The following is a 23,886-nucleotide window of genomic DNA, read 5'->3' on the forward strand; positions in this document are numbered from 1 at the left end:
GAGCAAGATGCCGACATTGTTCTGTTCGTTTATCGTGAAGAATATTATCTCAAAAATGAAGAACCCAAAGAAAGCACTGCTGAGTATAACAAATGGCAAGAGGCAATGGAGCAAGCCAAGGGTAAAGCCGAGGTTATTATAGCAAAGCAACGCCATGGTCCGACAGGAATCGTTCCCCTTGCCTTTCAATCCGACTTTACATGCTTTAGTGATTTGGAAAAATAGGAGCAGAAAAATGCGTTAAAGAGAGCTTTAAATACCCTTTGAAAAGCATTTGAAGACCCTTTGAGAACCCCTTAAAAACTCTTTGAGAAAAAATAAATTGGTACAAAACCTAGTGTCAAAATATACAAAACCTGCTGGCAAGCTACACAAGCTACACACAAGCTACAATACAAAAACCACTGGCAAGCTACACACAATAAAAAAGCAATGGTAGCGGAGGAGGGATTTGAACCCCCGACACAAGGATTATGATTCCTCTGCTCTAACCTACTGAGCTACTCCGCCAAAATAAGCAATCATAATTGTCAATAATTACATCTTTTGCGGATATAAGGGGTAGAATAGTAAGATGTCAAGCGTCGTTTTTAAGCTTTTCTCTTGTCATTCTATTTTATCCTCGATATGTAAAAGTGTAATTTTCATATGATAAAGTAAGGTAAGGCATGAAAATGGTGCCACGTGTAGCGGTTTTAGGATGCGGTCATTGGGGTGAAAATCATATACGGACACTCCACTCTCTCGGGGCTTTAGCAGCAGTTTCTGATATTGATAATGATCGTGCTGCTAGTTTTGCAACACTGTATGGTGTAGAGGTTGTTACACCAGATGATCTTTTTACTCATCGAGATATTGATGCGCTGGTATTAGCGTTGCCGCCACAATTGCATACGCAAAATGTGCTCCGTGCTGTTAAAAATGGTAAAGATGTTTTGGTGGAAAAACCAATAGCCTTGAATGTTTCTGATGCTAAACGCCAAGTTCAGGAGGCTGAGGCCTATGAGCGAGTTTTTATGGTGGGCCATATTTTGCGTTTTCATCCAGCTTTTGAAAAAATGTGTGAATTGGTGAAAAACGGAGATGTGGGAGATGTGCGATATATTTATTCTCATAGATTAGGCTTTGGAAAATTTCACACACACAGTGATGCTTTATGGGATCTTGCCCCTCATGATCTTTCAATGATTTTGGCGTTGACAGGATGTGAACCTTCCGAAATTCGCGGTGAGGGGGCTGCTGTCGTTGATCAGATTTCTGATTTTTCTCATATTCATATGATTTTTCCAAATGGTGTGCGTAGTCATCTTTTTACTTCACGCTTGAGTTCTTATCGTGAGAGGCGTTTAACTGTTGTTGGAACAAAGGCTATACTCGTTTTTGATGATATGGAACCGTGGAGTCGTAAATTGGCAATGCACCATTTTGCCGTTTGGAAAGAAAATCAAGAGTGGGCTTTTAGCATGGATGAGCTGAATTATATTGATGTTTGTGAAGATTTGCCGCTTACTTGCGAATTACGGCATTTCCTTCATTGTATTGAAACGCGTCAATCACCTCGTACAAATGGTGATGATGCTATTGCGGTTTTACGGATTTTAACAGCTGCTGATGTCAATTATGATAGATAAAAGAGATAGGTAGCGTTTTTGCATTCTTGTGATGATCAATGGAGTTAATATGCAATTCATCGACCTTGGGGCGCAGCGTGCGCGTATTGAAGATAAAATTAATTCTGCAATTGCGCATGTAGTCGCTAGTGGTAAGTATATTTTGGGACCAAAAGTAACAGAATTTGAAGAGAAATTGGCAGAATATCTTGGCGTTAAACATGTGATTGCATGTGCTAATGGAACAGATGCTTTGAAGATGCCTCTTATGGCTAAAAATATTGGTCTAGGGGATGCTGTTTTTTGTCCTAGTTTTACATTTTCAGCAACGGCTGAAGTGGTTGCTTTGGTGGGGGCTGAACCTGTTTTTGTCGATGTTTTACCTGATACATTCAATATTGATGTTGAAAAACTTTCTCACGCTATCGAAATGGTAAAAAAAGAGGGACGTCTAAAGCCAAAGGCTATTATTGCCGTTGATTTATTTGGGCTTTCTGCTGACTATGTGCAAATTGCTCAAGTGGCTGCAAAGGAAAATCTTTTTGTAATTGAAGATGCTGCTCAATCTATGGGGGGGAGAAGCGATAATACTATGTGTGGTGCTTTTGGTGATGTGGCTGCTACAAGTTTTTATCCTGCAAAACCATTAGGATGTTATGGTGATGGAGGCGCTATGATGACCAATGATGATCATTTTGCAGAACTTTTACGCTCTATTTTGTTTCATGGTAAAGGTGAAACGCAATATGACAATGTACGTATTGGTATGAATTCGCGCCTAGATAGCATTCAGGCTGCAATTTTACTAGAAAAGTTTGCGATTTTTGAAGATGAAATGGAAAAGCGTGTAGAAATTGCTCAACGCTATTCCAATGGCTTAAGAGATATTGTTACAGTTCCAGAAATAGGAGAAAATATTCGTTCTGCTTATGCACAATATACGATTAAGGTAAAAGAACGGGATAAATTAAAAGATTTTTTACAAAAAAATTCTATCCCTACAATGATTTATTATAAAACTCCTTTACATCAACAGCCAGCTTATAAACACTTCCCTTATGTAAAAGATTCCCTTTCTGTTTCAGAGTCTTTAGGAGAGTGTGTTTTAAGTTTACCAATGCATCCTTACTTGACACAAACGGATCAGGATATGATTATCAAAAAAATAAGAGATTTTTATCACTCTTGAGAGCGTGTTTTTATCCTTAAAATTATGGTCAAAGCTCTATTGGTGATCCATCTTAGAAGGTATTTTTTGTTAGAGTGTGTGGCCAATATTTTGGTATTATTTCCTTTCTAGGACCTATGAAATGTTGTCCTTTAGAGCGGTGATATGATTAGAAAGTGAAGCTTCTAGACAAGAAGATATTTTTTAACAGAACGGTATGGGCTAAGAAACTTTGTCCTTTAGCTTAGCAAAAAAGTCACGTTTAGTAAAAAGGATTTGGGTTATGAAAGTTACAATGAACCTTTGTTGATTTTACTCTTCATTTAAGGTGTTTTAAAAGATAACTTATTTAACAGGGCTTTTGGAGAGAAAAGTTATTTTTTGGCGAATACGTGATGCTAGGTCATTTTTGCTTTTGGATTTTTGAATCAATGTGTTGATGGGTGATGTATTCCCCTCTTGTAGCGCTATTTGAGCTGCCAATGTTGCTGCAAGTTCTTTTGTTTCTTCTCGGAGTTCTTCTAGCAATTGGTGGTTAGCGGTCGTGTCCAGCTCATGAGTTTGGATTTTTTGTAAGCGTTGCTGATAGTGTGCGACTTTTTCACGCATCATTTGTCTTTCCTTTGGAAGTGTGTAGTGTGGCGATATTTTGTTTGATTGCTATCGCTTCTTTGGTGAGAGTATCTTTTGTGGGGAGGTATAGCCGATAAAATTGTTCTGTTACTTGGCTCAGTTGTATTTTTTGTTGGACATATTTTTTTTGCAAAAATTCGTACTTTTGTTGGTTGTTTGCTAATTCTACAGCATGTTGTGCACGAAGAAAATCGTGATTTGCTTCTATTTCCGCGAGTGATAATGGCATTTTCGCACAAACATCTTTATACGCAAAATGAACGGCTTTACGCCAAATAAAAGGAGATAAAAGCACCAGTAACCAAGAAGTGAAAGCAACTCCAAGTATAAAAAAAAGAAATGATTGAATAAGCATAATACCCCTTTTCAAATAAGAAACCGTTTAAAACGGATTCCATGTCGGTCTATGTGTTAATTTTAAATAGCCTATATTGATACCAAGGCGTGCGCCAACTCCTGTACGTATTGGGATTAACAAGGTATTATGGTATTTTAGGACATGAAAACCAACACCTGCAATTAAATAGGCCGAACCTGAAATACCACCATAGCGTCTCCATAAATTATTTATGCCATTAAGATTGTAAACTAAGATCATTAAACGGGAGCCTTGACCGCCAAAATCCCATCCTACTGAGGGACCTTGCCAAAAAACTTTATGTTGACCATAGCTTTTGGTAAAAACCATTCCTTCGCCATAGGTTAATCCAGCAAAAAAGGCACCAGAAGCTTCTTCTCCTAAAATATAGGCATTGGGATAACCGTATTTTGAAAAAATATTTTGAATTGCAACAGCCAGACCACTGGCTGTTTTTCCAAAAAAAATATGACCAGAATCAATAATTTCTTGGAGTGAATAATGAGGTTCGTTTTGCTCTATTGGTTTTAGTCGAGCTTGTGTAGTGTTTATGGTGATGAATAAAAGGAAGATTAAAGATATAATATTTTTGTACCAGTATTTGAGCAGAGAGAGAGCCATGGAGTTTTCTCCTTTTATTAGTGATAAACAAAAAGATAATATTAGAAATTTCATTCTATTCAAATAAAAAATAAGATATAAGGTTATTTAAATTCTTGAATTTATTTCTGAATTTTTTAGCATGATTGTTAATGTTTCCTATTATGCATCAGATGTTAAGAGTTTTTCTTTAAAATAAAGTTTGTTTTTTTGAATCTAGGAGTTTTCAATCATTATGACGTTAGATATTTCTTTGAAACCTATGGATCTTGCTGCTTTGCTTTGTAGTCGTATTTGCCATGATTTGATTTCACCTGTGGGGGCTATTCAAAATGCAATGGAGCTTTATGATGAAGGAGGAGCTGAAGAAGATGCTTTACAATTGGTGCGTTTATCTGTTGCGAGTGCTGCTGCACGTCTACAATTTGCGCGATTGGCTTTTGGTTTTGCTGGTGCAAGTGGAGGACAAATAGATACACGGACTGCAGAGCAGGTTGCTCAACAATATATGAAAGAAGAAAAAGCAACTTTAAAATGGCAAGCTTCTTCTTTATTGTTAGAAAAAGATGAAGTTAAACTTTTGCTTAATTTATTATTGATTGCAAACGCAACAGTTTCTCGTGGTGGTGAAATTGTTGTTATGATTTTGCAAGAAGAAAATAAACGTTCTTTTCGATTTGAGGTTTTCGGTAGAACTCTCCGTATACCTCCTCATTTTCTTGCGTTATTTCGTGGAGAAGTTCAAGAAGAGCTTATTGATGCACATGTCATCCAATTTTATTACACAATGTTACTTGCTCAGATGACAGAGATGAAAATAAATATTGATAAAAGTGATGGTTGTATTGTTTTAGAAAGTGTAAAAAAGCTTTGAATAAGAGAGAAGCGCTTAAGCTGTGTTGGGAAAAGTGGCTTCGATTGAACTTATGAGCGATAAGGTTATATGTGTAAATTGGGTGTGGTTACTTCTTAAGCTTTAAGCGCTTTCTATATGAGATTTTTAGTGTGCGAGTTCTCTACTTTTAACAGAGAAAAGATCTCGGGAAAAAATCTCGGCCCGCTACGCTCCGAGATTTTACAATGTGCATGTTCACTGCTTAAGCGGTTTTTCGTACGTTCTCTTCAACTGGATCACGTAATACATAACCACGTCCCCAAACTGTATCAATGTAATTTACACTGGAAGAGACTGCTTCCAATTTTTTCCGCAATTTACAAATAAAAACATCGATAATCTTTAGTTCTGGTTCATCCATTCCACCATAGAGATGATTGAGAAACATTTCCTTGGTAAGGGTGGTACCTTTGCGTAAAGAGAGAAGCTCTAACATTTGGTATTCTTTACCGGTTAAGTGAACAGGGCGCCCTGCAACTTCGACAGTTTTTGTGTCAAGGTTAACGGTGAGATCTCCGGTAACAATAACCGATTGTGCATGTCCTTTTGAACGACGAACAACTGCATGGATACGTGCAATGAGCTCATCCTTATGAAAAGGCTTCGTCATATAGTCGTCTGCTCCAAAGCCAAAACCACGAACCTTGTCTTCAATGGCATTCATACCAGAAAGGATTAGGACAGGAGTTTTTATTTTTGCCAACCTTAGAGTCCGCAAGACATCATACCCTGACATGTCAGGCAAATTCAGATCAAGCAAAATGATATCATAATCATAGAGTTTTCCTAAATCGATACCTTCTTCACCCAGATCAGTGATATAAACATTAAAGTTAGCCGACTTTAACATCAACTCAATGCTTTGAGTAACTGCTCTATCATCTTCAATTAATAATACGCGCATTTTAGATCCCTCACTTTGCTCCTTCACGAATCATAAGGAGCATTTCTATTTTATATCAGTTAGCAAAACCACTGTTATAAAAACAATTCATTAAATCAAACACTTATAACAAAGCGTTTATGAACATTTCAGTAGTACGCGTAACAATCACTACTAAATTCCCCACTATCCATGATAGTGGTTAACAAAATATTTTTATTTTTGAAAGAGGCTACAAAATTATTTTAGAAAAATCCTATATTTTTTAACATAATAAAAAAGGAGGGCTTTTTCTATAAACTTTAACTTAAAAAAATTTGTAAAAGAGCTTTATAAATTACTTTTTTACAATTTCAGTGTTTATTTACTGAGCTTTAAACCTCTTCAGTTTATAATGGGGGAAAAGTTAAAGAAATAGTTATTGCTCTTTAAAGCAGATTGTATTTTCAGATGCTTTAATGCAAGGCAAAAATTATTATAATTTCAAGTTAATAGACTGTTTTTGTCGGATAGATATATAACTAAGAGATATTTATTGGGTGTGAATGCGAGTTTTGAGTTGGCGCAATCAAGGAGTAGTGAGTATGAAGCCACGAGAAAATATGGTGCGATTGAGGATGTTTCAAGTGCGTGGAAAGCGCCGTGAAATTGCACAGCTTGAGATGATGATCGCAGAATTTGAACGAATGGTGTTAGAGTTGGAAGCACAGATTACTCATGAAGAACGTAAATCTGGAAACAATGATGTTCACCATTTTGCTTATTCTGCTTTTGCGCGTGCAGCGCGGCAAAGACGTGATAATCTGATCAATTCAATTCGTGATTTAGAACTTCAAAAAACAAATGCTGAAATTGCTCTCCATGAAGCTAATACAGAGCTGCAACGTGCACAGCTTTTGGAAGCACGAGAAAAGAAGATTGCTGCGGATGATAAGGATATTTTGATTCAATCTAATTCAATGGTTGGCTAATTTAATGGCTGGATGATAAAAGCAATTATTGAAAAATCCATTCTTTCAGGTTTATCTTTTGGATATAGTATAAAACAGCCAAACTTTTATCAAGTTTGGCTGTTTTATAGATTGCTTTATGTTATTAATCAATGGCAACTTAATGCCTGTAGTGTTGAATCTTGGTCGTTCGTAATCCCGCTAAACCGTGTTCATCGATTAAACTTTGCCATGAAAGAAATTCTTCTACAGTCAAAGTATAACGGTGGCACGCTTCGTCAAGACTTAACAATCCACCTCTGACAGCCGCAACAACTTCAGCTTTGCGACGAATCACCCAGCGCCGTGTTGTTTGCGGCGGTAGGTCGGCAATTGTAAGCGGACTTCCATCTGGCCCAATAACATATTTCATTTGTGTTTTTATCAAGTTGCTCATTCGTATCCTCTACCTTTAGTCAAGGACTTGATTCGTTTATAGAGCATGAAATTTAAAAAAGAGCTAAAAGCGCTGAAAGAAAAAATTAATAAAGTGATTGGGTATGTAAAAAGAAGCTCAAGTTGAAGTGTGTAGAAGAGATTCTTGCAATATTTTACCGGATTTTTCAAAAGAGAAAAAAGGTTTTCTCCTAAACGATTACCATTATGCCTTATTTCCATCATTCTTTTTTTGTTTGCAGCAGCTTTTAAGAAAGTAATGCCTATGGTTGTGGAAAGGATAAAAAAATAATATAAAGACAATTAATCGTGTAAAAGTGCTAAAGAGCGTGCATCAGAATGTCAACATATGGCTAGCCATTAAACAGAGCATTAAATAGAGAATGAATACATGTTTTTAAACAGTCTTGATTTACCAGGACAACCTGAGGATTCTCGCATTGTTGTTGCAATGTCGGGGGGGGTTGATTCATCGGTTGTTGCAGGTCTTTTGAAAAAGGAAGGGTATAATGTTATTGGCATTACGTTGCAGCTTTATGATCATGGGGAAGCAACGCATCGGGTGGGGGCGTGTTGCGCAGGACAAGATATTGAGGATGCACGCCGCGTTGCAGAAACATTAGGAATACCGCATTATGTTCTTGATTATGAAAAGCGCTTTCGCGAAGCTGTTATTGATCCTTTTGCAGAAAGTTATGCTCATGGAGAGACCCCAGTACCATGTATTGCATGTAATCAAACGGTTAAGTTTGCTGATTTATTAGCAACGGCACGCGAATTGGGGGCGGATGCTTTGGCTACGGGACATTATATTCGTTCGCGTTCCAACGGAGCGCATCGAGCACTCTTTCGTCCTCTCGATAATGATCGTGATCAGAGTTATTTTCTCTTTGCAACGACACAAGAACAGATTGATTATTTGCGTTTTCCACTTGGTGACCTTCCAAAAGCCCGCGTTCGTGAAATGGCAGCAGAAATGGGCTTTGTGGTTGCCAATAAGCATGATAGTCAGGATATTTGTTTTGTTCCACAAGGAAAATATTCAGATGTTATCGCAAAACTGCGTCCAGAAGCAGCTAATCCTGGCGTTATTGTCCATATTGATGGAAAGATTTTAGGTAAACATTCGGGAATTGTTAATTATACGGTTGGTCAACGTCGTGGTATTGGGGTGTCAACGGGTGAAGCGCTTTATGTGGTTTATCTCGATGTGGAAAATGCACGTGTTATTGTTGGACCGCGTGAAATGTTAGAAACGCATAAGCTTTTTTTACGTGATGTGAATTGGCTTGGTGATGAGTCGTTAGATAATTTCCCTTCTCAAGGTATTGAGGTGGCTGTAAAGGTACGTTCAACGCGTCCTCCTCACCTTGCGCGCTTACATTATAAAGAAGGTATTTTTTCCGTTGATTTATTGGAATGTGAAAATGGTGTGGCACCAGGGCAAGCTTGCGTTCTTTATGATGGAAATGGTCATGAGGCGCGTATTCTTGGGGGAGGATTTGTAACACATTCAGAACGTGCAGCTGATACTGAAATGATGTTGAAGCGCGTTTTATGCAATCTCGAAACAAAAGATCCTGTTTCCTCAGAACTAAAAACAACAGCTTTATAAAGCATAGTAAATTGATTTATAATGATATTTTTTAATCTTAAACTTGAATGAGAGACTTCCGGAAGATTTTCTCATTGAAAGTTTGTTTTATGATTGAATCCATCAAAATTATATCTTCTGCACGTCATAAGCGGGGTTAGGGTGTGGAAAGTGATGATAAAGAAAATGTAAAAATGTTTTTTATCAATGCTTTCAAAGGCTAGGGAACGGCAATATTATTGGAGACTGGTAGATAACATACAACATTGGGTATGTTCTATAACTTGAAGTGTTATCATCTTTAGTGGTCAAAGTTGGTAAAATGAGCAAGTGCAATACCTGAGGCTGTGGCAACATTAAGGCTGTCAAAACCGTCAGTCATGGGAATACGTAAGGTGTTTGATTGTTGTAGTATGTGGAGTGGTAAGCCATCGCCTTCTGTTCCAAAAATAAGTGCTATTCTTTTGCTTTTGTTGGCTTGTTTGAGAGTGTGTGAGGCAGAAGGGGAGAGTGCATAAAGATGAAAGTTTTCATCGTTTAGAGCAGCTATAATGTCATCTATATCAGCGTTTTGCGTATAGGGTACTTTTAAAGCAGCGCCGGCAGACACTCTTATTGATTTGCGATAAAGTGGGTCGCATGAGGTTTTGTCGACAATAATGCCATTACTGGCAAAGGCTGCTGCATTACGAAAAATTGATCCCATATTATCGTGATTCGAGATACCACATAAAATAAGAATCAAAGCTTTTTCTGGAAGATGTTGTAAAAAACTTTGTAAAGATGGCAGTATTTTGCGTTTACCAATACCCAGAACACCACGATGAACATGGAAGCCGGTGATATTATCCATAACTTTTTGTGGAACGCAATAAATGGGACATAGGGGCTGTGTTTTTTCTAAAAGCGGGAGAAGTCCAGAGAGACGGTTTGCTACGATGAGCAGTGAGATGGCAGAAAACTCTTTTGAGTGTAGTAATGCGGACAATGTTACTTTGCCTTCAGCAATAAATTGATGTTGCCGTCCAACAAGATCTTTTTCACGGATATTATGATAGGCTTTTAGGCGTGAATCATCTGTTTCATTGATTGTTATGATATTCAAATGCATGCGAGATTTTTAGTGCTTTTCTCTTATGATTTCCAGATGTTAGAATTTGTTTTATTTAAAAAGAAGAGATAAAAAAATATTTTTTAAAACTTATGGTAGAATTTATGTTGACAATATACAACCATAGGTATAATGTAAAAATACTGATACGGAATCATATATTTTTCTTGTATCGGGTGCAGTGTCTTGGGTCCCCGCTATTTCCCAAGTTCTGTATGCCCTTAATTTCTAAGGGAAAAGAATCTGGGTCCCCAATGCCCAGATTCTTTTTTTTGAGGGTAATCATTGTTCTTCTTTTTATATCTAAATTTTTAGTAAATCATATTTTAAAATCCTATTGACCTGTAAGATTACCGTAGAGCGCTAAGATATTTTTTCTAAGGTGCAAAGATGGCTTATAGATGGGTTATAATGCACATCATAAGACTGAAAAATAATGCATGATCATGATAGATTTGAGCAAAAACAAGTTTTTCGTTTATGAGAAGTGAGATGGCTTTAAGTTATTCAGAAAACGATTAATAATGAAGGTTATGTGTTTGATTGCTCTTGGGAAAACTCTTCTTTCTATTATTTTCTCTCTTCTTTATTTATTGGTGCTGTTCGTGTAACTGAGCAGTTTTTACGATAATAATGGTGAGCTGAGGCGTTTATTGTATGATGAAGCTTCTGTAATATTGAGGAAAGATCGTCGTTATGCCAAAAGTATAATGATATGGTTGAAAATATTAATTCCCTATTTCGTGAAGAAAAGGATGAGGTTCATGGATGTAAAAATCAATATACAAAGCTTAACTTTATACTCTATTTTTATTGCGTGTATTGTTTTTGCTTTGAAATATTGGGCATATCACATCACAGGTTCGGTTGCACTTTATTCTGATGCATTGGAATCAATCGTTAATATTCTTGCGTCATTAGCAGCATGGTGGGCTGTTAAAGTGAGTATGAAGCCAGCAGATCATGATCATCCCTTTGGGCATCATAAAGCGGAATATTTTTCCGCAATTCTTGAAGGGGTACTCATTATTATTGCGGCAATTGTTATTTTAAGAGAAGCATGGATAGCTCTTTCTACCGTTAAATTGTTGCAGAAGCCTGGAATATGGCTTGCTATTCATCTTATTGCAACTGTCATAAACTGTATGTGGGGAATGGTTCTTATTGGGCAGGGAAAACTCCATCGCTCACCGGCTCTTAAAGCTGATGGAGTACATTTTATAACTGATGTTTTTACGTCGCTTGCAATTTTAATTGGTTTGATTGCTGGTTTTGTCGGAGGATGGGGAGCTTTAGATCCAATTTTAGCGATAATCGTTGCCGTTAATATTCTCTTACAGGGCTGGAAGGTGATTAGAAGTGCTGTTCAGGGATTAATGGATGTTGGCGTTGAATTGAATGAAAGCATGCGGATTCGGGAGCTGATTTCTGCAAATGCATCGGGTGCGCTTGAGGTCCATGATTTGCGGACGCGTGTTGCTGGGAGGGTTACTTTTATAGAGTTTCATTTGGTTGTGCCTGCTATAATGCAGGTAGGAGAAGCACATAAAATTTGTGATAAAATCGAAGCTGTTCTTCAAAAAGAATTTGATAATGTGCGTATTTCTATTCATGTCGAGCCTGAAGATGAGGCAAAATTGCCTCCTGGTACAACGGTGATCCCTTTTATATAAAAAGATTTTTTCGAATTGTTTGTTATGTTATAAGGGCTGTTTTTTATGATGGAGCGATTCATACCTCTCGAAAATACGATGATGCTCTTTTGTTGATTTTATTTTTGCATCAATCAAGTATACAAGGTTAAACAGAGTATTTAAGGCAAGATTTATTCTATTTCGTTAAAACACTGTCATTTAAGGTGTGGTGAGATAAGGCATATAAAATTTGATCTATTAAGTGTTTTTAGAGTATGAAGTAAATATTCAAAATAGGACTTACCGCTGTATTCTTTTGTAAGTGAATCTCATGAAATGATTAGCAGCTTAAATCCATTTAAGAAAACGGATTGTTTACAGACTGTTGGGAGTAGATGTTTCGTCTCTTAGGGCGAAGAGGAGTGAAGCCTTCGTAATAAGTTTAATGAGATTTAATTATAAATTTTATATAAAAGTTATGAATAGGGTTTTAAATTTTGTGATCATAGATTAATCATCATTATTGTTGCTAATAAATGTATTGTTTTATCGATACAATGGATTCTGTTTAGAGTGTTCTTTATTGCATGAAGGATGGGGACTCATTAAAGAATGAAAAAAAATAATGCTCATGTCTCTACTCTTTGAAGGATATTATTGTCGTTGCTGTAGAAAATCGCAAAGCTGAACTAAAGAATGATGCTAAAGATAGAAACTGGTTTTAATTGATGCTTTCATATTTTCATTCCAATCTGGCATCAAAATTTTACAAGGACTCGTACAGTATTGGTGCATCCTAATCATAAATATGCTTCTACATTAAAGCTATTTTAATTGATAGACAATAACAAAAAGCAAAGACTTTATAAGGAAAACAATGCTATAAAGTCAAAAATTTATATGCAATAAATTAGAGAGAGGTAGATTGAATTTTTATAAAATACTTTATGAAACAACACCAAACATATCTGGCTTTACTTTTACTTATTTTTACAAACGTTCGTTTGTGTTTTTTGCGTTATATTCGTAAAGATCAGATTAGCGGTAATCTAAAGATAACTCTTGGTTGAGAATATGAAAGGAAAGCGTGATACTATAATAGAGTCTTTTCTGTCTTTAATCTTTCAACCAGTAAAAGTGATTACAAATCCGTGATTTCTCCAAAAATGATTTTGTCATACCTATAAACAAAGTTAGATCAAAACGACTTTTTTCTCTTAAAACTGTAAACAAATATATTATATCCGTATAGCTTGAACGAAGTTAGATGTTTACCTGAATAACGACAGTATATATTTTAAGAATAGAGAAGATATTTCATATCGCTATGATGTTATTCAAGAGCTCTTAAAACAATGATTCCTGGTGTTTTTTCAACATAATTCATAAAAGGAGAATCAACGACTTTTTCGTTTTCTTTTCGTGAAGAAGCATTTCTTAACATTGGCCCTTTATCTGTCATGATAAAGAAGCCCACATGTGTTACATCCAATCCAGCAAGTTTCGTATAAATACCAATGAAATCACCAGACTGTAAACGACCTATAACCTCCTCATTAATAAAGTTACTTGGAATATACGTTATCGTGCGTTTCACAACTGGCAACCCTGGTAGATAGCTTTCACCATCAGCTTTTTTGTTGAGATATTTTTCTATTTTTATCGCATGGGGACTTATTTCAGCGGTAATATCAGTGGCGAGTTTATATTCTCTATAAGCCCAATCTGTAAAAAAATGTTTCCGATTTAAAAAATGAACATTACCGTTAATATAACGTGTTTTTATGACGTTATTTATGAATTCTGTTTGGGATGTTGATTTGCGCAATGCTTCAACATAATCCAGATAAGTGAAGCAATCTAAGCCTCTAAAGTCAATAATCAGTTTTTCTGGTGTATTTTCTGAGCCATGTAACATATTTGCTTGGTAAGGTGTCCCTAAAAAAGCTTCAGAAAGAAAGTCAATTAGTGCCCCTTTTTCCTGATAATTTGTTTCTGAACGTTTTTTGAGAAGAGTATTTAATTTATTTAGAGTATAGGGATCTAGGTTTACGTTGGTTGTTTGTTGTGTTTTTATTTTATTTTCTAAAATACTCTCTTGTGAATCAGAATCCTGAACATCACATCCTGTTACCAACATTAATATGAGAATTAATAGGGATATTTTTCGCATTTTATACACCATTTTTGAATTAAAAATTCATGACGAACTATTTCTAAAAGTGCTATTTTTTTAAATGCTTATCATGTTCATCTTTAGATTTAATGCTAGCATATAATCATTAAGAGTATCAATGAATATAAAGATAAAATAAGGTTCCACAAATTGCAAACGATATGAATCTTTTCTAAGATTATAGAATTAAAGGATTTTTCTCTATAATATACTTATTTTTTAATCAAAATTATTGTCAAATAAATATTTTTAAAAATATGATGAGCTTTTTACGTTGTTAAGCTATTCTGGTGTTGCTGCTTTAACTTTATAGCATATTCTGAGGGTAAGAAAATTTTTTAAGAGCTTATCTTTTAAAAGGTTTCAATTACTATAGTATATCTAACGTATCCAATGGAATTGAGATTCCTGAAAACGGTGGTATGAGAGGGGAAAATGATGTCTGATAAAATTCATCGTAATGTCTCTAAAACTATTGGAAATACTCTGTGTTTCATGAAATTTTGTTCATGAGTTTGTCGCACAAATATTTTGTTCGTATAATGCAAAAAAATTTTTATTCTTTGACAATGAGATAGCAACTAAAGATACACCAATTAAAACGTAATTTTATAGTTTTATCTTGACTCTTACTTAAATTTTTACTTTGTTATTATTTTGTATGTGAAAAGTATACAGTATAGAATACTTTTAAAAGGAAAAGGGAGTTAAAAGAGAGCGGGGGAGTCATTGTATGCGTAAAATAGTGTGTATGTTATGCAAGACCAAATGCTCAATCCGAAATTTGCTCAGCGTGGGCTCATTTTAGTGTTCATCACTTTATTGTTAGATATTCTTTGTATTGCGATCATTTGTCCTGTTTTGCCTGAGTATTTTTCTCAATTAACTGGAAAAGAGGTCAGTACATCTTTTGTAGAAAGAGGAAAATTACTTGCAGCTTATTCAGTGATGCAGTTTTTGTTTGCTCCTGTTATTGGCAATCTCTCTGATCGTTATGGTCGTCGTCCTATTTTGCTTCTCTCTATTATCTGCTTTGCTCTTGATAATCTCATATGTGCTATAGCATGGAGCTATTCTATGTTATTTATCGGACGTCTTTTGTCAGGGATAAGTGGCGCTAGTTTTGCAACTTGTACAGCTTATCTTGCGGATATATCCGATGATAAAACCCGTACACGCAATTTTGGTCTGTTAGGCATTGCATCCGCATTGGGGTTTATTTTAGGATCGTTTATTGGTGGTTTTTTAGGTCAGTTTGGTCCGCGTATTCCGTTTTATTTTGCTGTTGGTTTTTCACTCATTAATTTTATTTTTTCTTGGGTTATGCTTCCAGAAACCCTTTCTTTATGGAATAGGCGCTTTTTTGATATTAAGCGGGCAAATCCCTTAGGTGCTTTTTGGCATCTGAAACAATACCCGATGGTTCTTTGGGTGTTATTGGTCTTTTTTCTTTATTGGTTTGCGGAATCTGTATGGTTAAGCATTTGGGCTTTCATTGCAAAAGAACGCTATGATTGGAGTTCTTTTTCTATTGGACTCTCCTATAGTGTTTTTGGGATAGGCCAATTTATTGTAGTCGCTCTCATTTTGCCTTATTTTTCTAAACGATGGAGTGATTGGCATATTGTTATAGTGGGGCTTTTGTTTGCCTCCGTTGCTATGCTGGGCTATACATTCGCGACGCAGGGGTGGATGGTTTATATGGTTTGTGCGTGTACAATGCTTGAATATCTTGTTCATGCACCTATACGTGCGATTGCTTCAGCGCAGGTACCGACAAATGTCCAAGGAGAACTGCAAGGAGCGATGACATCTGTTATTTCGTTGAGTTTAACATTTGGTTCTGTTTTTTATGTGTTTCTTTTTGAATGTTTTACAGATAAAAATGCACTGTTTTATTTTTCTGGTGCTCCTTTTGTTGGAGGCTTTTTTCTTCTTGTCGTTGCGACAGTTATTTTTGCCTTGCGGGTACGTTAATTTGTTGAGAGGGGCTGGTACGTACTATTTTGCTAAAGAATGCACAAGATAAACAAAATGTATCATTTTATAGGCAGAAAGTTTTTGTGATATTTGTTTCACAAAGTGTTGTATAAAATATCGATATATCCTTCTCATTTAGTAAAAATAATTTTTTTATTTTGTGATATTGTTTGTAGAGGGGGAGTCCGTATTTTTTCTATTGCTTGCAAATTAATATCCAGTGCTAATGCAGCAACATATTGAAAACAAAGATTAAAACGTATCTGAGTTAGATGTATCAGTATTGTATGAACAATTCCAAATTTTATATGGCAAATTGGAAGTAAAATATTGCTTATATTTGTTGGCATCACTTCTGGAATCGAAAGAAAACCTCATTTTGGAAGAATATAAAGTTGTAAAATTGAAAAGATGTTTTCTGTTTTGCTATTACTTTTTTATTCGGCTTTACAGTTTTCAAAACCATCTACGGCAATATCTTTTAAAAAGTAGAGATTTGTTGCATTGTCTCACACTTTAATTTTTTTTTTATTCTTTAGGAGGAGTTATGCTTCTCATGCACAATAGAATTCTTAAAATTGTATTGTGAATCAAATGCTTATTTGAAGTTTAGACACTTTACTCTTTTTAAAAATAGTTTTTATCGATACACTTACCTTGCTTGGGGGGAGAAGCCAATGATTTTGATGGATACGACCTTAAGAGAAGAGGAGGGAGAAAAATTTAAGTTATTCAGTGCGCTCTTTTTAGTTTTAGAATGATCAATAAGAATATTTATTCAATAAGTTGTAGGTATAAAAATAATATAATTGTGCGTAGGAAGATGATATAATTTAAAGGAGAGAAGTTAAAAGGTGAGGCTTTTTATTTTAAGATATTTTTTTATAATTCATAATGAGATCACTAAAATGCTGAAAGAGGTAGTGGCTATCTTGTGGTCCAGGAGAAGCTTCGGGGTGATATTGAACAGAAAAAACAGGTTTTCCAATGATTCGAATACCACAGTTTGAACCATCAAAGAGAGAAATATGTGTTTCTTGAACATGTTGTGGTAAAGAGGAAGAATCTACGGCAAAACCGTGATTCATCGATACAATCTCAACTTTTCCAGTGTTAAGGTCTTTAACTGGGTGGTTGGCACCATGATGTCCTTGGTGCATTTTCACGGTCTTTGCACCAACCGTAAGAGCGAGAAGTTGATGACCAAGACATATTCCAAAAATTGGTAAATTATGATCAATTAATGTTTTGATTGTTGGAATGGCATATTGAGCCGTAGCTGCGGGGTCTCCTGGTCCATTAGAAAGAAAAACGCCATCAGGGTTCATTGCCAGAATTTCTTTTACAGTTGTGTGAGCAGGCACAACAGTAATGCGTGCTTTTTGTGTTGCCATAAGGCGAAGAATATTACGTTTAATACCGTAGTCAATTGCAATGATATGAAGATTGTGCACATTGTTTGTACCGTATCCTTTATTCCAACTCCATGGTTTTTCATTCCATTGCATTGATGATTGAGATGTCACGTCTTTCGTAAGGTCAAGATTGACGAGACCTTGCCATTTTTGCGCACGTTTCTTTAAAGAAGGAATATCAAAGTTTCCATTAGCATCGTGTGCAATGACAGCATTTTGTGCACCTTTTTCACGAATAAGAATTGTGAGTGCACGTGTATCAATACCACAAAGTGCAATAATTTTACGCGTTTTAAGCCATTGATGAAGATTTTCATTGGATCGATAATTTGAGGGATGTGTAATGTCTGCTTTGAAAATAGCGCCAACAGCACCATGACAATTGAGAGGAGAGAGATCTTCAATATCTTCGCTATTTGCCCCTACATTTCCTATATGAGGAAAAGTAAAATTAACGATTTGTTGTGTGTATGACGGGTCTGTGAGGATTTCTTCATAGCCTGTGATGGCGGTGTTAAAACACACTTCAGCTTCAGCGATACCTGTAGCACCTGCTCCTTTGCCTTCAATAACGGTTCCATCTGCTAAGACTAAGAGGGCTGTCGGTTTTTTGATACTCCAAGGGTGGCTGGGTGAAGTCGCTTGTATCATAGTATGTATCCACAATTTATTCTCTGAAAGGTATAATGATCAACTTTACACAAAAATCATACCTTTAGCAGATGCTGTGTATATTATTCTGGTAACGTTTCGCTTGAAATAGGCAGTATAAGTACATTCCATGAAGAGGTAAAGTCTTGTTTTAGCTTTTCGAAGATCGAGTCCTTAATTATTTTTTTATTCTCCATTGCAAGATGGATAAAGATTGGTTAAAAGGCATCTTCTTCTTGAACAAAAATTGGATAAATTTATGTTGCGTAACCAGATTGATGGGGCTCTTAGGGCTGCTTTGAAAGCGCAAGATAGTGCGCGTCTTGCTACACTTCGTTTAATGAATGCTGCAGTTAGGGATCGTGATATTCTTTATTATGATGAAGGGAAGCTAGAAGTGGATGATCAGCAGATACAGTCTGTTTTCACTAAAATGCTTCAACAGCGTGAAGAATTGATGCGAGCCTATAAAGAGTCTGGTTGCTTGGAATTGGCAGAGAGAGGACAAGCAGAAATAGAAGTTATTCGTGAATTTCTTCCCTATCAACTTAAGGAGATGGAAGTAGAACAGGTTCTTTGTGAAGCTTTGGCACAAACAAAGGCAGAAAAATTACGCGATATCGGTAAGGTGATGGCATGGCTTAAGGAACGGTATGCGGGGCAAATGAATTTTTCTAAAGTGTGCAATAGTCTTCGTAAGAAATTGCAATAGATCTTGTTAATTCAAGGGGGGTGGAAAATGTTTTTTATTGTGCGTCGCCTTTGTAAATCAGTAGGATGTTGATAAATGTCATTTATCTTGTACATACATACTATTATCAAAAAAATAACTTTTTGATATCAACTAAACTTTTTGGGCTCTCATAGAGCAATGAAATATCTTTTATGTATTATATTTTTCTGTTCTTCAAAGCTGTTAGACCATTAAAAAACAAAAAGATTATAGAGTTTTTACTTTTTTAAAAAGATCTATTGTCAGCACTGTTAAAAATTTTAAAACAGAATGATTAAGTTAATTGATACAGATTTCCAATTTTGGGGAGTGTATTATTGTCTTTTTTGCTGTTTCAAAGCATTTGTTTGATAAAGAGTTACCGTATTTTAGAGTAGTGATTATTCAGCAAGAAATTTAAATATAGATGGTTTTATCAATATGGTGTGTATCTTTTTAATTCAAGTGCTGGTTTTAATGATAAGAAAATCAGAATTTTAGAACGTTTTTTCTAGGGAAGAGATTTTTTAAGCTGAGTTGATGAAATAAAAGGATATTTTGAAAAGAAATCTTTGTTTTTAATGTGTTCTTGAGATAATTTTGAAATTCTTTTCTCTGATTAAATCCCTTATAAGCTATATGAAATCTATAAGTTATGCAGAATAAAATGAGTAACCTCTATTTGTGGGGATACAGTGGTGAATCTGTTAAAAATAGTTCAGTTAGCAACAATGGCTTACCCGTTAACCGCAAACGGGAACGGCGTGCCCATAGCGCACCTTGTTGACCAATATGAATGTAATCGCGGGTTAATTTGTCATTGTTAAATAAATAATGTCCTAGAGGTACAGTTCCCAAATGCATCAAGGCTTGATTGTGTAGGAGGGTTTCTTGTGGAATTACAGTGCGTCCAAGGAGCCAAGGTTTATTATCTCCCATTAATATGACTTCGCGTAGCCAATAACGCGCATTTTCGGGGAGATGCTCTGCTTCTTCTGTTAATTTATCTCGCGTAATAAAACATTCGCGTTGTGGTTGAACTTGGAGGCAGGTACAATATTTCTTTAATCGAAGCGTCATTGAGCCCGATTCCATGAGCCAATCGCGAACATTTTCTGGTATTGGAGGATTTTGATCAGAGAACCACTTTAGAGGTGGTAAGATGGAATCTTCAAGATCAGACATCGCTTTACTCCACAGCTAAAGTCTTATTCCATATGTTATGTTGGGTTAAATAGATAGCTCTATTGTAATACAAGGAGTATAAAAGCAGCAAGATTTTAACAGGAAGATATCAAAGGGAAAATCGAAAGCAAAGGTCTTTAAAAGAAGATATGCAGGAAGTATATATTATAGGATTTTTTCATTTAAAAAAGCAAAATAAAGTATTATGTTTTGTTCAAAGCGCTTTCACAATGCATTACGGAAATTTCTTTATCGCATGAGAGCAATGGGAAAAATGTTTCGTGCTTTAAAATTCGTTTGTAACGCATATAAAGAAGAGCTAAAAATTCATCTATGCAAGATGATATAAAGAGGAAATTTTAAGAGGAACAAAACTTTATTTTATACTTTAGAAAGAGAAGAGATATTCAAATCTTTTGAATTGAGATGTAAAGGAGATCGTATTCTTTATAATAAATAAGTTTATAGTAATGCATATATTTTTGAAAACTTTAAAATACATTATATTGTTAAAATTGTTAAAAATTACTTCACATAACATAATTTGTAGTAATTCTATAATAAAGTTACATTAATATTATTTCATATTTATTTTATATACTATTTTCTTTCATAGATTAGAAAAAATTCTTTATCATTTTGTTCTTACCGTCTCTCTTTATTTATTAAGATGCAAAAAAGCTCTTCGAGTTTTCTTGGTAAAAGGGTATTGTTGATAGAGTGTAAGCTATTAAGCATTATACGGTAGAATTTTTAATCATCGTTAGTGATTTTTGTAACCTTATGGGTTGTTATTACAGTGAGATAAGCTGGATTTGCGCACGTGGTACAAAAATAATTCGTATTTCGTTAAAATAACGCAACATATCTCTCCTGATATGCGTAAGTTTATATAGGTATGAAATGGTGCGTTATAAAGTTCTTTACTGCATTTGGTTTTATAATACGATGATGGTGTATGCCTAAAATCGCAGCTTAAGCATCTCACCATCATATCAAAATTGGTAACAACAAGTTACAGGGGAATATTTTAAACTCTGCTCGTTGTTTCCTAGTTTTGTATTGAATCCCAAAAGGTGTAAAAAATAAATACTCTATGATCGAATTTTTTGTCCTATCCATATAAGAATACAGGCTCCTATAAAACCTGAAATAAGATAGCCAAGCCAACCAGCAAAACTTACACCTAAAAGACTAAAAAGAAAGCTTGCTAGCGCAGCGCCAATAATCCCTAAGATAATATTTAACAATATTCCTGTTTGGCTTTTCATAATATACTGTGCAGCCCAACCTGCAATCCCGCCGATAATAATAGCTGCAATCCAACCTATGTTTGCATTTTCCATGATACCCTCCTTTGCCTGAATTTAAATTGTAACTAGAGTAAACTTTGTAAAAATCAAGGTTTATTCCTTTTTTACCCAGTGGAAAGGATATTGCTTTTAGAGATTTTACTTATTACTTTCCTTTATATTAAAATAATAGTCACATTTGTATCATAATAATACTTAATAAGTATAAATATATAATACATTTTAATTTATAAACAAATTAATTAATTTAGAAATACGAATAAAATAAGAAAATATTAGTGAAAATGTTTTAAGAACTCATAAAGTGTATTTATAAGCTTTTTAAAGCTCTCTCTTAAATTGAAAAAAACAACTGTGATTAAAGCAATAAGTAAAATGGATATTTAAAAGTTTTGAGCTTGCCAATTGATATCAATGATGTTTGAAATTAAAACTGCTTTGTTGACACGTTATAGCGTGGCTGTATAGGTTTAACCTCTACAGATCTTGATATAAATATTGCATTTTTGTGGGGTTTTGTATTCCTTATAGAGTATTTCTGTTTTGCTGCTACTGTGAAGCGGTTCCCTTTTTACAAGGCGGGTTTAGGTTGGAACTATCATACTCTTGACCTACTCTTTATGTGTTTAACAGTCTTGGCTTTGAGATGGTTAGGCATTTTTACGTCTTTCTTCAAGAGTTCTATTCTACATGCTGCTTTGTTTGTAATGTGCAAGCAGATGACTTTGAGCAATTCATCATGTATAGATTTTAAATGAAAGAAACTTACGATGCAGAAAGCTCATTTAAATTGTCGAATAATAAGATATTTTGATTAAATCAATATCTTGACCATATTCAAAATTGAATAATCGATGTGATGTGTGTTTTATTCAAGTTATTTGAAAGGTTTAAGTTTTTTCTGTTTGTTCTTCAGCAGGGTTGCGTAGACGAGAACTTTGAAGAAGTCCCTGTTCTTCTAAAATGGGGTAGATCATTGAGGTCAAAAGAGAGTTGATTTGTTTAAGGTCGCGCACAGTGTCGAGATGAAGACTGGATGATTCTACATTTTTGAGATCCCCTTCACGCAGACGTTTAAAATGTTTTAAACTCATCTCTTTTTCTAAGTTTCGTAGCTGATCTTTTTTTTGTACCAATAGGTGTGCAGTGTGTGTATCACGTGAGACGAGAACGTTAAATGCTATATGCGCGTTGGCTAGTACAATGGCGTGGAAACGAAGGAGGTCACTCCAGCCCTCGCTGCTGAACTGTAAACCTTTTTGTTGTTTCTTTTTAACCAGCATCAACATATTATGAATAATGATATCGCCTGCTTGGTCTAATTTTATACAGGCGCCTAGAAGTTCTTGCGTTTGAAGAGCTTCTTCGTCAGATAATTTTTGTCCCGCTAATCGGGCAAGATAAAGTTTGATGGCGATATGTTTTTTGTCCAATATGGTGTTGAGTTGGTTGAGTTCACGAATAATATTGGGATCAGGCTTTTCATAAAGTCCCATAATTTTTTCTAGCATGATGTCTACAAGATCACAAATATGAATGACTTCACGCATGACATTCGAGAGGGCGAGAGTTGGGCGATCAAGAACACTGTCATCAAGAGCTGTTTGATCGGATAAATTGAGCGTTTTGTCGGCTTGCATTTTTTTTGCACTTATATTCACGATCTGAGTGGTTAATTTTAAAACCCATTTTGAAAGTGGTATTCCAGCAAGGAGAATGAAAACATTAAAAATGATATGGGCGTTGATCACTTGAGTAGGGGCGTTATTGCCAAGCCATGTGATGGGAGGGTGAAAGGAGAGAAATAAGATAAGTATAAGGATTGACCCTGCCCCACGCATGAGTAAATTTCCTAAGGGAACGAGGCGGGTATTAGGAGAGGCGTTGCGCGTTAAAAGTGGTGCTATAAGAGAAGAGCCAAAGTTGACACCAAGAACCATGACAACACAGAGTTGCGTATGGATAAGATCGTAGTTGGCAAAATTGACCAGCAAAATGATTCCTGCAATGGATGAATGTAAGAGGTAGGTTAAGCCAGCAGCCAACAAAAAAGTGGAAATAGGATCGGTTGAAAGATAACGAATGATGCTAGGTAAAATTTCGCTTTCACGTAAAGGTTCTGTCGCGGTACTTATCATCTCTAAAGATAAAATCAAAAGACCAATACCGATGACAATACGTCCTATTTGACGCCATTCACGTTTTTCTGTTGTCATGAAGATACAAGTGCCAATTAAAAGACACAAGGGTACAACAAGAGTGAGGTCATAGGTGAGAATTTTTACAACGATTGCTGATCCTAATTCTCCTCCACGTACAGCCATAAGTCCTGCTACTCCAGAGACAAAACCAGATTCAACGAAAGAGCCAACGAGGAGTGTTATTGCTGTAGAGCTTTGTAAAATCATTGCTGTAAAAAGTCCAAAACTTACGGCAAACAATGGTTTTGAAACGACGTGGCACATTTTATATTTAAGTCTGTCACCATAGGCGCGTTCAACTCCTGTGCGCACCATGCGTGTGGCCCAGAGAAGTAAAGAAATAGCGCCGGCAAGATGAAGGAGTACCAATGAACCATTCATG

General features: G+C 35.5%; 20 protein-coding genes and 1 tRNA gene. 9 read left to right on the plus strand and 12 right to left on the minus strand.

Going from position 1 to position 23,886, the window contains the following annotated elements; translation table 11 throughout:
* The coding region (locus ACFIMA_RS02965; protein ID WP_375693099.1) for a DnaB-like helicase C-terminal domain-containing protein at window positions 1–225 on the plus strand (225 nt) is incomplete at its 5' end.
* A gap of 208 nt (window positions 226–433) precedes the next feature.
* Here the strand turns inward: ACFIMA_RS02965 and ACFIMA_RS02970 are convergent.
* Window positions 434–510: transfer RNA gene (locus ACFIMA_RS02970), tRNA-Met, on the minus strand.
* Window positions 511–674: 164 nt separating this feature from the next.
* On the opposite strand from ACFIMA_RS02970, the gene ACFIMA_RS02975 reads away from it, so the two are divergent.
* The gene (locus tag ACFIMA_RS02975; RefSeq protein WP_375631206.1) at window positions 675–1,631 is read left to right on the plus strand and encodes a Gfo/Idh/MocA family protein; all 957 of its coding nucleotides are present in this window, start codon (window positions 675–677) and stop codon (window positions 1,629–1,631) included.
* Window positions 1,632–1,680: 49 nt separating this feature from the next.
* Window positions 1,681–2,799 (plus strand): DegT/DnrJ/EryC1/StrS family aminotransferase, encoded by a 1,119-nt coding sequence (locus ACFIMA_RS02980; RefSeq protein WP_375628772.1) that lies wholly within the window; start codon window positions 1,681–1,683, stop codon window positions 2,797–2,799.
* A 324-nt stretch (window positions 2,800–3,123) separates the two neighbouring features.
* Here the strand turns inward: ACFIMA_RS02980 and ACFIMA_RS02985 are convergent, their stop codons facing one another.
* The 3 genes from ACFIMA_RS02985 to ACFIMA_RS02995 are packed head-to-tail and all read right to left on the minus strand — an operon-like array spanning window position 3,124 to window position 4,390.
* On the minus strand, window positions 3,124–3,390 hold the full coding sequence (locus ACFIMA_RS02985; protein WP_375611955.1) for a hypothetical protein: 267 nt from the start codon (window positions 3,388–3,390) through the stop codon (window positions 3,124–3,126).
* Window positions 3,380–3,766 (minus strand): hypothetical protein, encoded by a 387-nt coding sequence (locus tag ACFIMA_RS02990; protein ID WP_375693100.1) that lies wholly within the window; start codon window positions 3,764–3,766, stop codon window positions 3,380–3,382. Before ACFIMA_RS02990 ends, ACFIMA_RS02985 begins: the two co-directional genes overlap by 11 nt.
* Before the next feature lie 27 nt (window positions 3,767–3,793).
* Window positions 3,794–4,390, minus strand: a complete 597-nt coding sequence (locus ACFIMA_RS02995) for a DUF1134 domain-containing protein (protein ID WP_375613340.1) — start codon at window positions 4,388–4,390, stop codon at window positions 3,794–3,796.
* Window positions 4,391–4,604: 214 nt separating this feature from the next.
* Here ACFIMA_RS02995 and chpT point away from each other — a divergent pair, with 214 nt between their 5' ends.
* A complete protein-coding gene (chpT, locus tag ACFIMA_RS03000; RefSeq protein ID WP_375677916.1) occupies window positions 4,605–5,243 on the plus strand; it encodes a histidine phosphotransferase ChpT in 639 nt (212 codons plus the stop codon).
* A gap of 223 nt (window positions 5,244–5,466) precedes the next feature.
* Here the strand turns inward: chpT and ctrA are convergent, their stop codons facing one another.
* Window positions 5,467–6,168, minus strand: coding sequence for a response regulator transcription factor CtrA (gene ctrA / locus ACFIMA_RS03005; RefSeq protein ID WP_273790819.1), 702 nt, complete (start codon window positions 6,166–6,168; stop codon window positions 5,467–5,469).
* Window positions 6,169–6,731: 563 nt separating this feature from the next.
* Between ctrA and ACFIMA_RS03010 the strand changes: the two genes are divergently transcribed.
* Window positions 6,732–7,118 (plus strand): flagellar export protein FliJ, encoded by a 387-nt coding sequence (locus ACFIMA_RS03010; protein ID WP_375606932.1) that lies wholly within the window; start codon window positions 6,732–6,734, stop codon window positions 7,116–7,118.
* A 139-nt stretch (window positions 7,119–7,257) separates the two neighbouring features.
* Here ACFIMA_RS03010 and ACFIMA_RS03015 read toward each other — a convergent pair whose 3' ends face one another.
* Window positions 7,258–7,533: a DUF1153 domain-containing protein gene (locus ACFIMA_RS03015; RefSeq protein WP_273790817.1), complete on the minus strand. Its 276-nt coding sequence runs from the start codon at window positions 7,531–7,533 to the stop codon at window positions 7,258–7,260.
* 390 nt (window positions 7,534–7,923) lie between these two features.
* Between ACFIMA_RS03015 and mnmA the strand changes: the two genes are divergently transcribed.
* Window positions 7,924–9,147 (plus strand): tRNA 2-thiouridine(34) synthase MnmA, encoded by a 1,224-nt coding sequence (mnmA, locus tag ACFIMA_RS03020; RefSeq protein ID WP_375621388.1) that lies wholly within the window; start codon window positions 7,924–7,926, stop codon window positions 9,145–9,147.
* 280 nt (window positions 9,148–9,427) lie between these two features.
* Here mnmA and ACFIMA_RS03025 read toward each other — a convergent pair whose 3' ends face one another.
* Window positions 9,428–10,237, minus strand: a complete 810-nt coding sequence (locus ACFIMA_RS03025; RefSeq protein ID WP_375652683.1) for a TrmH family RNA methyltransferase — start codon at window positions 10,235–10,237, stop codon at window positions 9,428–9,430.
* 764 nt (window positions 10,238–11,001) lie between these two features.
* On the opposite strand from ACFIMA_RS03025, the gene ACFIMA_RS03030 reads away from it, so the two are divergent.
* Complete coding sequence (locus ACFIMA_RS03030) at window positions 11,002–11,910, plus strand: cation diffusion facilitator family transporter (protein ID WP_375628783.1); 909 nt, start codon at window positions 11,002–11,004, stop codon at window positions 11,908–11,910.
* 1,294 nt (window positions 11,911–13,204) lie between these two features.
* On the opposite strand, the gene ACFIMA_RS03035 is transcribed toward ACFIMA_RS03030, so the two are convergent.
* The gene (locus tag ACFIMA_RS03035; protein WP_375652687.1) at window positions 13,205–14,044 is read right to left on the minus strand and encodes a DUF1460 domain-containing protein; all 840 of its coding nucleotides are present in this window, start codon (window positions 14,042–14,044) and stop codon (window positions 13,205–13,207) included.
* A gap of 759 nt (window positions 14,045–14,803) precedes the next feature.
* On the opposite strand from ACFIMA_RS03035, the gene ACFIMA_RS03040 reads away from it, so the two are divergent.
* On the plus strand, window positions 14,804–16,024 hold the full coding sequence (locus ACFIMA_RS03040; protein ID WP_375652689.1) for an MFS transporter: 1,221 nt from the start codon (window positions 14,804–14,806) through the stop codon (window positions 16,022–16,024).
* Window positions 16,025–16,896: 872 nt separating this feature from the next.
* Here ACFIMA_RS03040 and carA read toward each other — a convergent pair.
* Complete coding sequence (carA, locus tag ACFIMA_RS03045; RefSeq protein ID WP_375632319.1) at window positions 16,897–18,093, minus strand: glutamine-hydrolyzing carbamoyl-phosphate synthase small subunit; 1,197 nt, start codon at window positions 18,091–18,093, stop codon at window positions 16,897–16,899.
* 259 nt (window positions 18,094–18,352) lie between these two features.
* Here carA and ACFIMA_RS03050 point away from each other — a divergent pair, with 259 nt between their 5' ends.
* The gene (locus ACFIMA_RS03050) at window positions 18,353–18,805 is read left to right on the plus strand and encodes a GatB/YqeY domain-containing protein (protein WP_375609255.1); all 453 of its coding nucleotides are present in this window, start codon (window positions 18,353–18,355) and stop codon (window positions 18,803–18,805) included.
* A 678-nt stretch (window positions 18,806–19,483) separates the two neighbouring features.
* Here ACFIMA_RS03050 and ubiC read toward each other — a convergent pair.
* The 3 genes from ubiC to ACFIMA_RS03065 form a co-directional block, all read right to left on the minus strand.
* The gene (ubiC, locus tag ACFIMA_RS03055) at window positions 19,484–19,990 is read right to left on the minus strand and encodes a chorismate lyase (RefSeq protein ID WP_375611966.1); all 507 of its coding nucleotides are present in this window, start codon (window positions 19,988–19,990) and stop codon (window positions 19,484–19,486) included.
* Window positions 19,991–21,084: 1,094 nt separating this feature from the next.
* A complete protein-coding gene (locus ACFIMA_RS03060) occupies window positions 21,085–21,336 on the minus strand; it encodes a GlsB/YeaQ/YmgE family stress response membrane protein (RefSeq protein WP_375611967.1) in 252 nt (83 codons plus the stop codon).
* Window positions 21,337–22,193: 857 nt separating this feature from the next.
* Window positions 22,194–23,885 (minus strand): Na/Pi cotransporter family protein, encoded by a 1,692-nt coding sequence (locus tag ACFIMA_RS03065; protein ID WP_375613347.1) that lies wholly within the window; start codon window positions 23,883–23,885, stop codon window positions 22,194–22,196.
* Window position 23,886 lies beyond the last annotated feature (1 nt).

The sequence above is a fragment of the Bartonella sp. AP88HLJMH genome, from assembly GCF_042195605.1.
Taxonomy (GTDB): Bacteria; Pseudomonadota; Alphaproteobacteria; order Rhizobiales; family Rhizobiaceae; genus Bartonella.

What these genes read in the sequence shown, in the direction of transcription:
- ACFIMA_RS02975 (WP_375631206.1), top strand. Translation starts at nt 675, where the DNA reads ATGGTGCCACGTGTAGCGGTTTTAGGATGCGGTCATTGGGGTGAAAAT.
- ACFIMA_RS02980 (WP_375628772.1), top strand. Translation starts at nt 1,681, where the DNA reads ATGCAATTCATCGACCTTGGGGCGCAGCGTGCGCGTATTGAAGATAAA.
- ACFIMA_RS02985 (WP_375611955.1), bottom strand. Translation starts at nt 3,390, where the DNA reads ATGATGCGTGAAAAAGTCGCACACTATCAGCAACGCTTACAAAAAATC.
- ACFIMA_RS02990 (WP_375693100.1), bottom strand. Translation starts at nt 3,766, where the DNA reads ATGCTTATTCAATCATTTCTTTTTTTTATACTTGGAGTTGCTTTCACT.
- ACFIMA_RS02995 (WP_375613340.1), bottom strand. Translation starts at nt 4,390, where the DNA reads ATGGCTCTCTCTCTGCTCAAATACTGGTACAAAAATATTATATCTTTA.
- chpT (WP_375677916.1), top strand. Translation starts at nt 4,605, where the DNA reads ATGACGTTAGATATTTCTTTGAAACCTATGGATCTTGCTGCTTTGCTT.
- ctrA (WP_273790819.1), bottom strand. Translation starts at nt 6,168, where the DNA reads ATGCGCGTATTATTAATTGAAGATGATAGAGCAGTTACTCAAAGCATT.
- ACFIMA_RS03010 (WP_375606932.1), top strand. Translation starts at nt 6,732, where the DNA reads ATGAAGCCACGAGAAAATATGGTGCGATTGAGGATGTTTCAAGTGCGT.
- ACFIMA_RS03015 (WP_273790817.1), bottom strand. Translation starts at nt 7,533, where the DNA reads ATGAGCAACTTGATAAAAACACAAATGAAATATGTTATTGGGCCAGAT.
- mnmA (WP_375621388.1), top strand. Translation starts at nt 7,924, where the DNA reads ATGTTTTTAAACAGTCTTGATTTACCAGGACAACCTGAGGATTCTCGC.
- ACFIMA_RS03025 (WP_375652683.1), bottom strand. Translation starts at nt 10,237, where the DNA reads ATGCATTTGAATATCATAACAATCAATGAAACAGATGATTCACGCCTA.
- ACFIMA_RS03030 (WP_375628783.1), top strand. Translation starts at nt 11,002, where the DNA reads ATGGATGTAAAAATCAATATACAAAGCTTAACTTTATACTCTATTTTT.
- ACFIMA_RS03035 (WP_375652687.1), bottom strand. Translation starts at nt 14,044, where the DNA reads ATGCGAAAAATATCCCTATTAATTCTCATATTAATGTTGGTAACAGGA.
- ACFIMA_RS03040 (WP_375652689.1), top strand. Translation starts at nt 14,804, where the DNA reads ATGCAAGACCAAATGCTCAATCCGAAATTTGCTCAGCGTGGGCTCATT.
- carA (WP_375632319.1), bottom strand. Translation starts at nt 18,093, where the DNA reads ATGATACAAGCGACTTCACCCAGCCACCCTTGGAGTATCAAAAAACCG.
- ACFIMA_RS03050 (WP_375609255.1), top strand. Translation starts at nt 18,353, where the DNA reads ATGTTGCGTAACCAGATTGATGGGGCTCTTAGGGCTGCTTTGAAAGCG.
- ubiC (WP_375611966.1), bottom strand. Translation starts at nt 19,990, where the DNA reads ATGTCTGATCTTGAAGATTCCATCTTACCACCTCTAAAGTGGTTCTCT.
- ACFIMA_RS03060 (WP_375611967.1), bottom strand. Translation starts at nt 21,336, where the DNA reads ATGGAAAATGCAAACATAGGTTGGATTGCAGCTATTATTATCGGCGGG.
- ACFIMA_RS03065 (WP_375613347.1), bottom strand. Translation starts at nt 23,885, where the DNA reads ATGAATGGTTCATTGGTACTCCTTCATCTTGCCGGCGCTATTTCTTTA.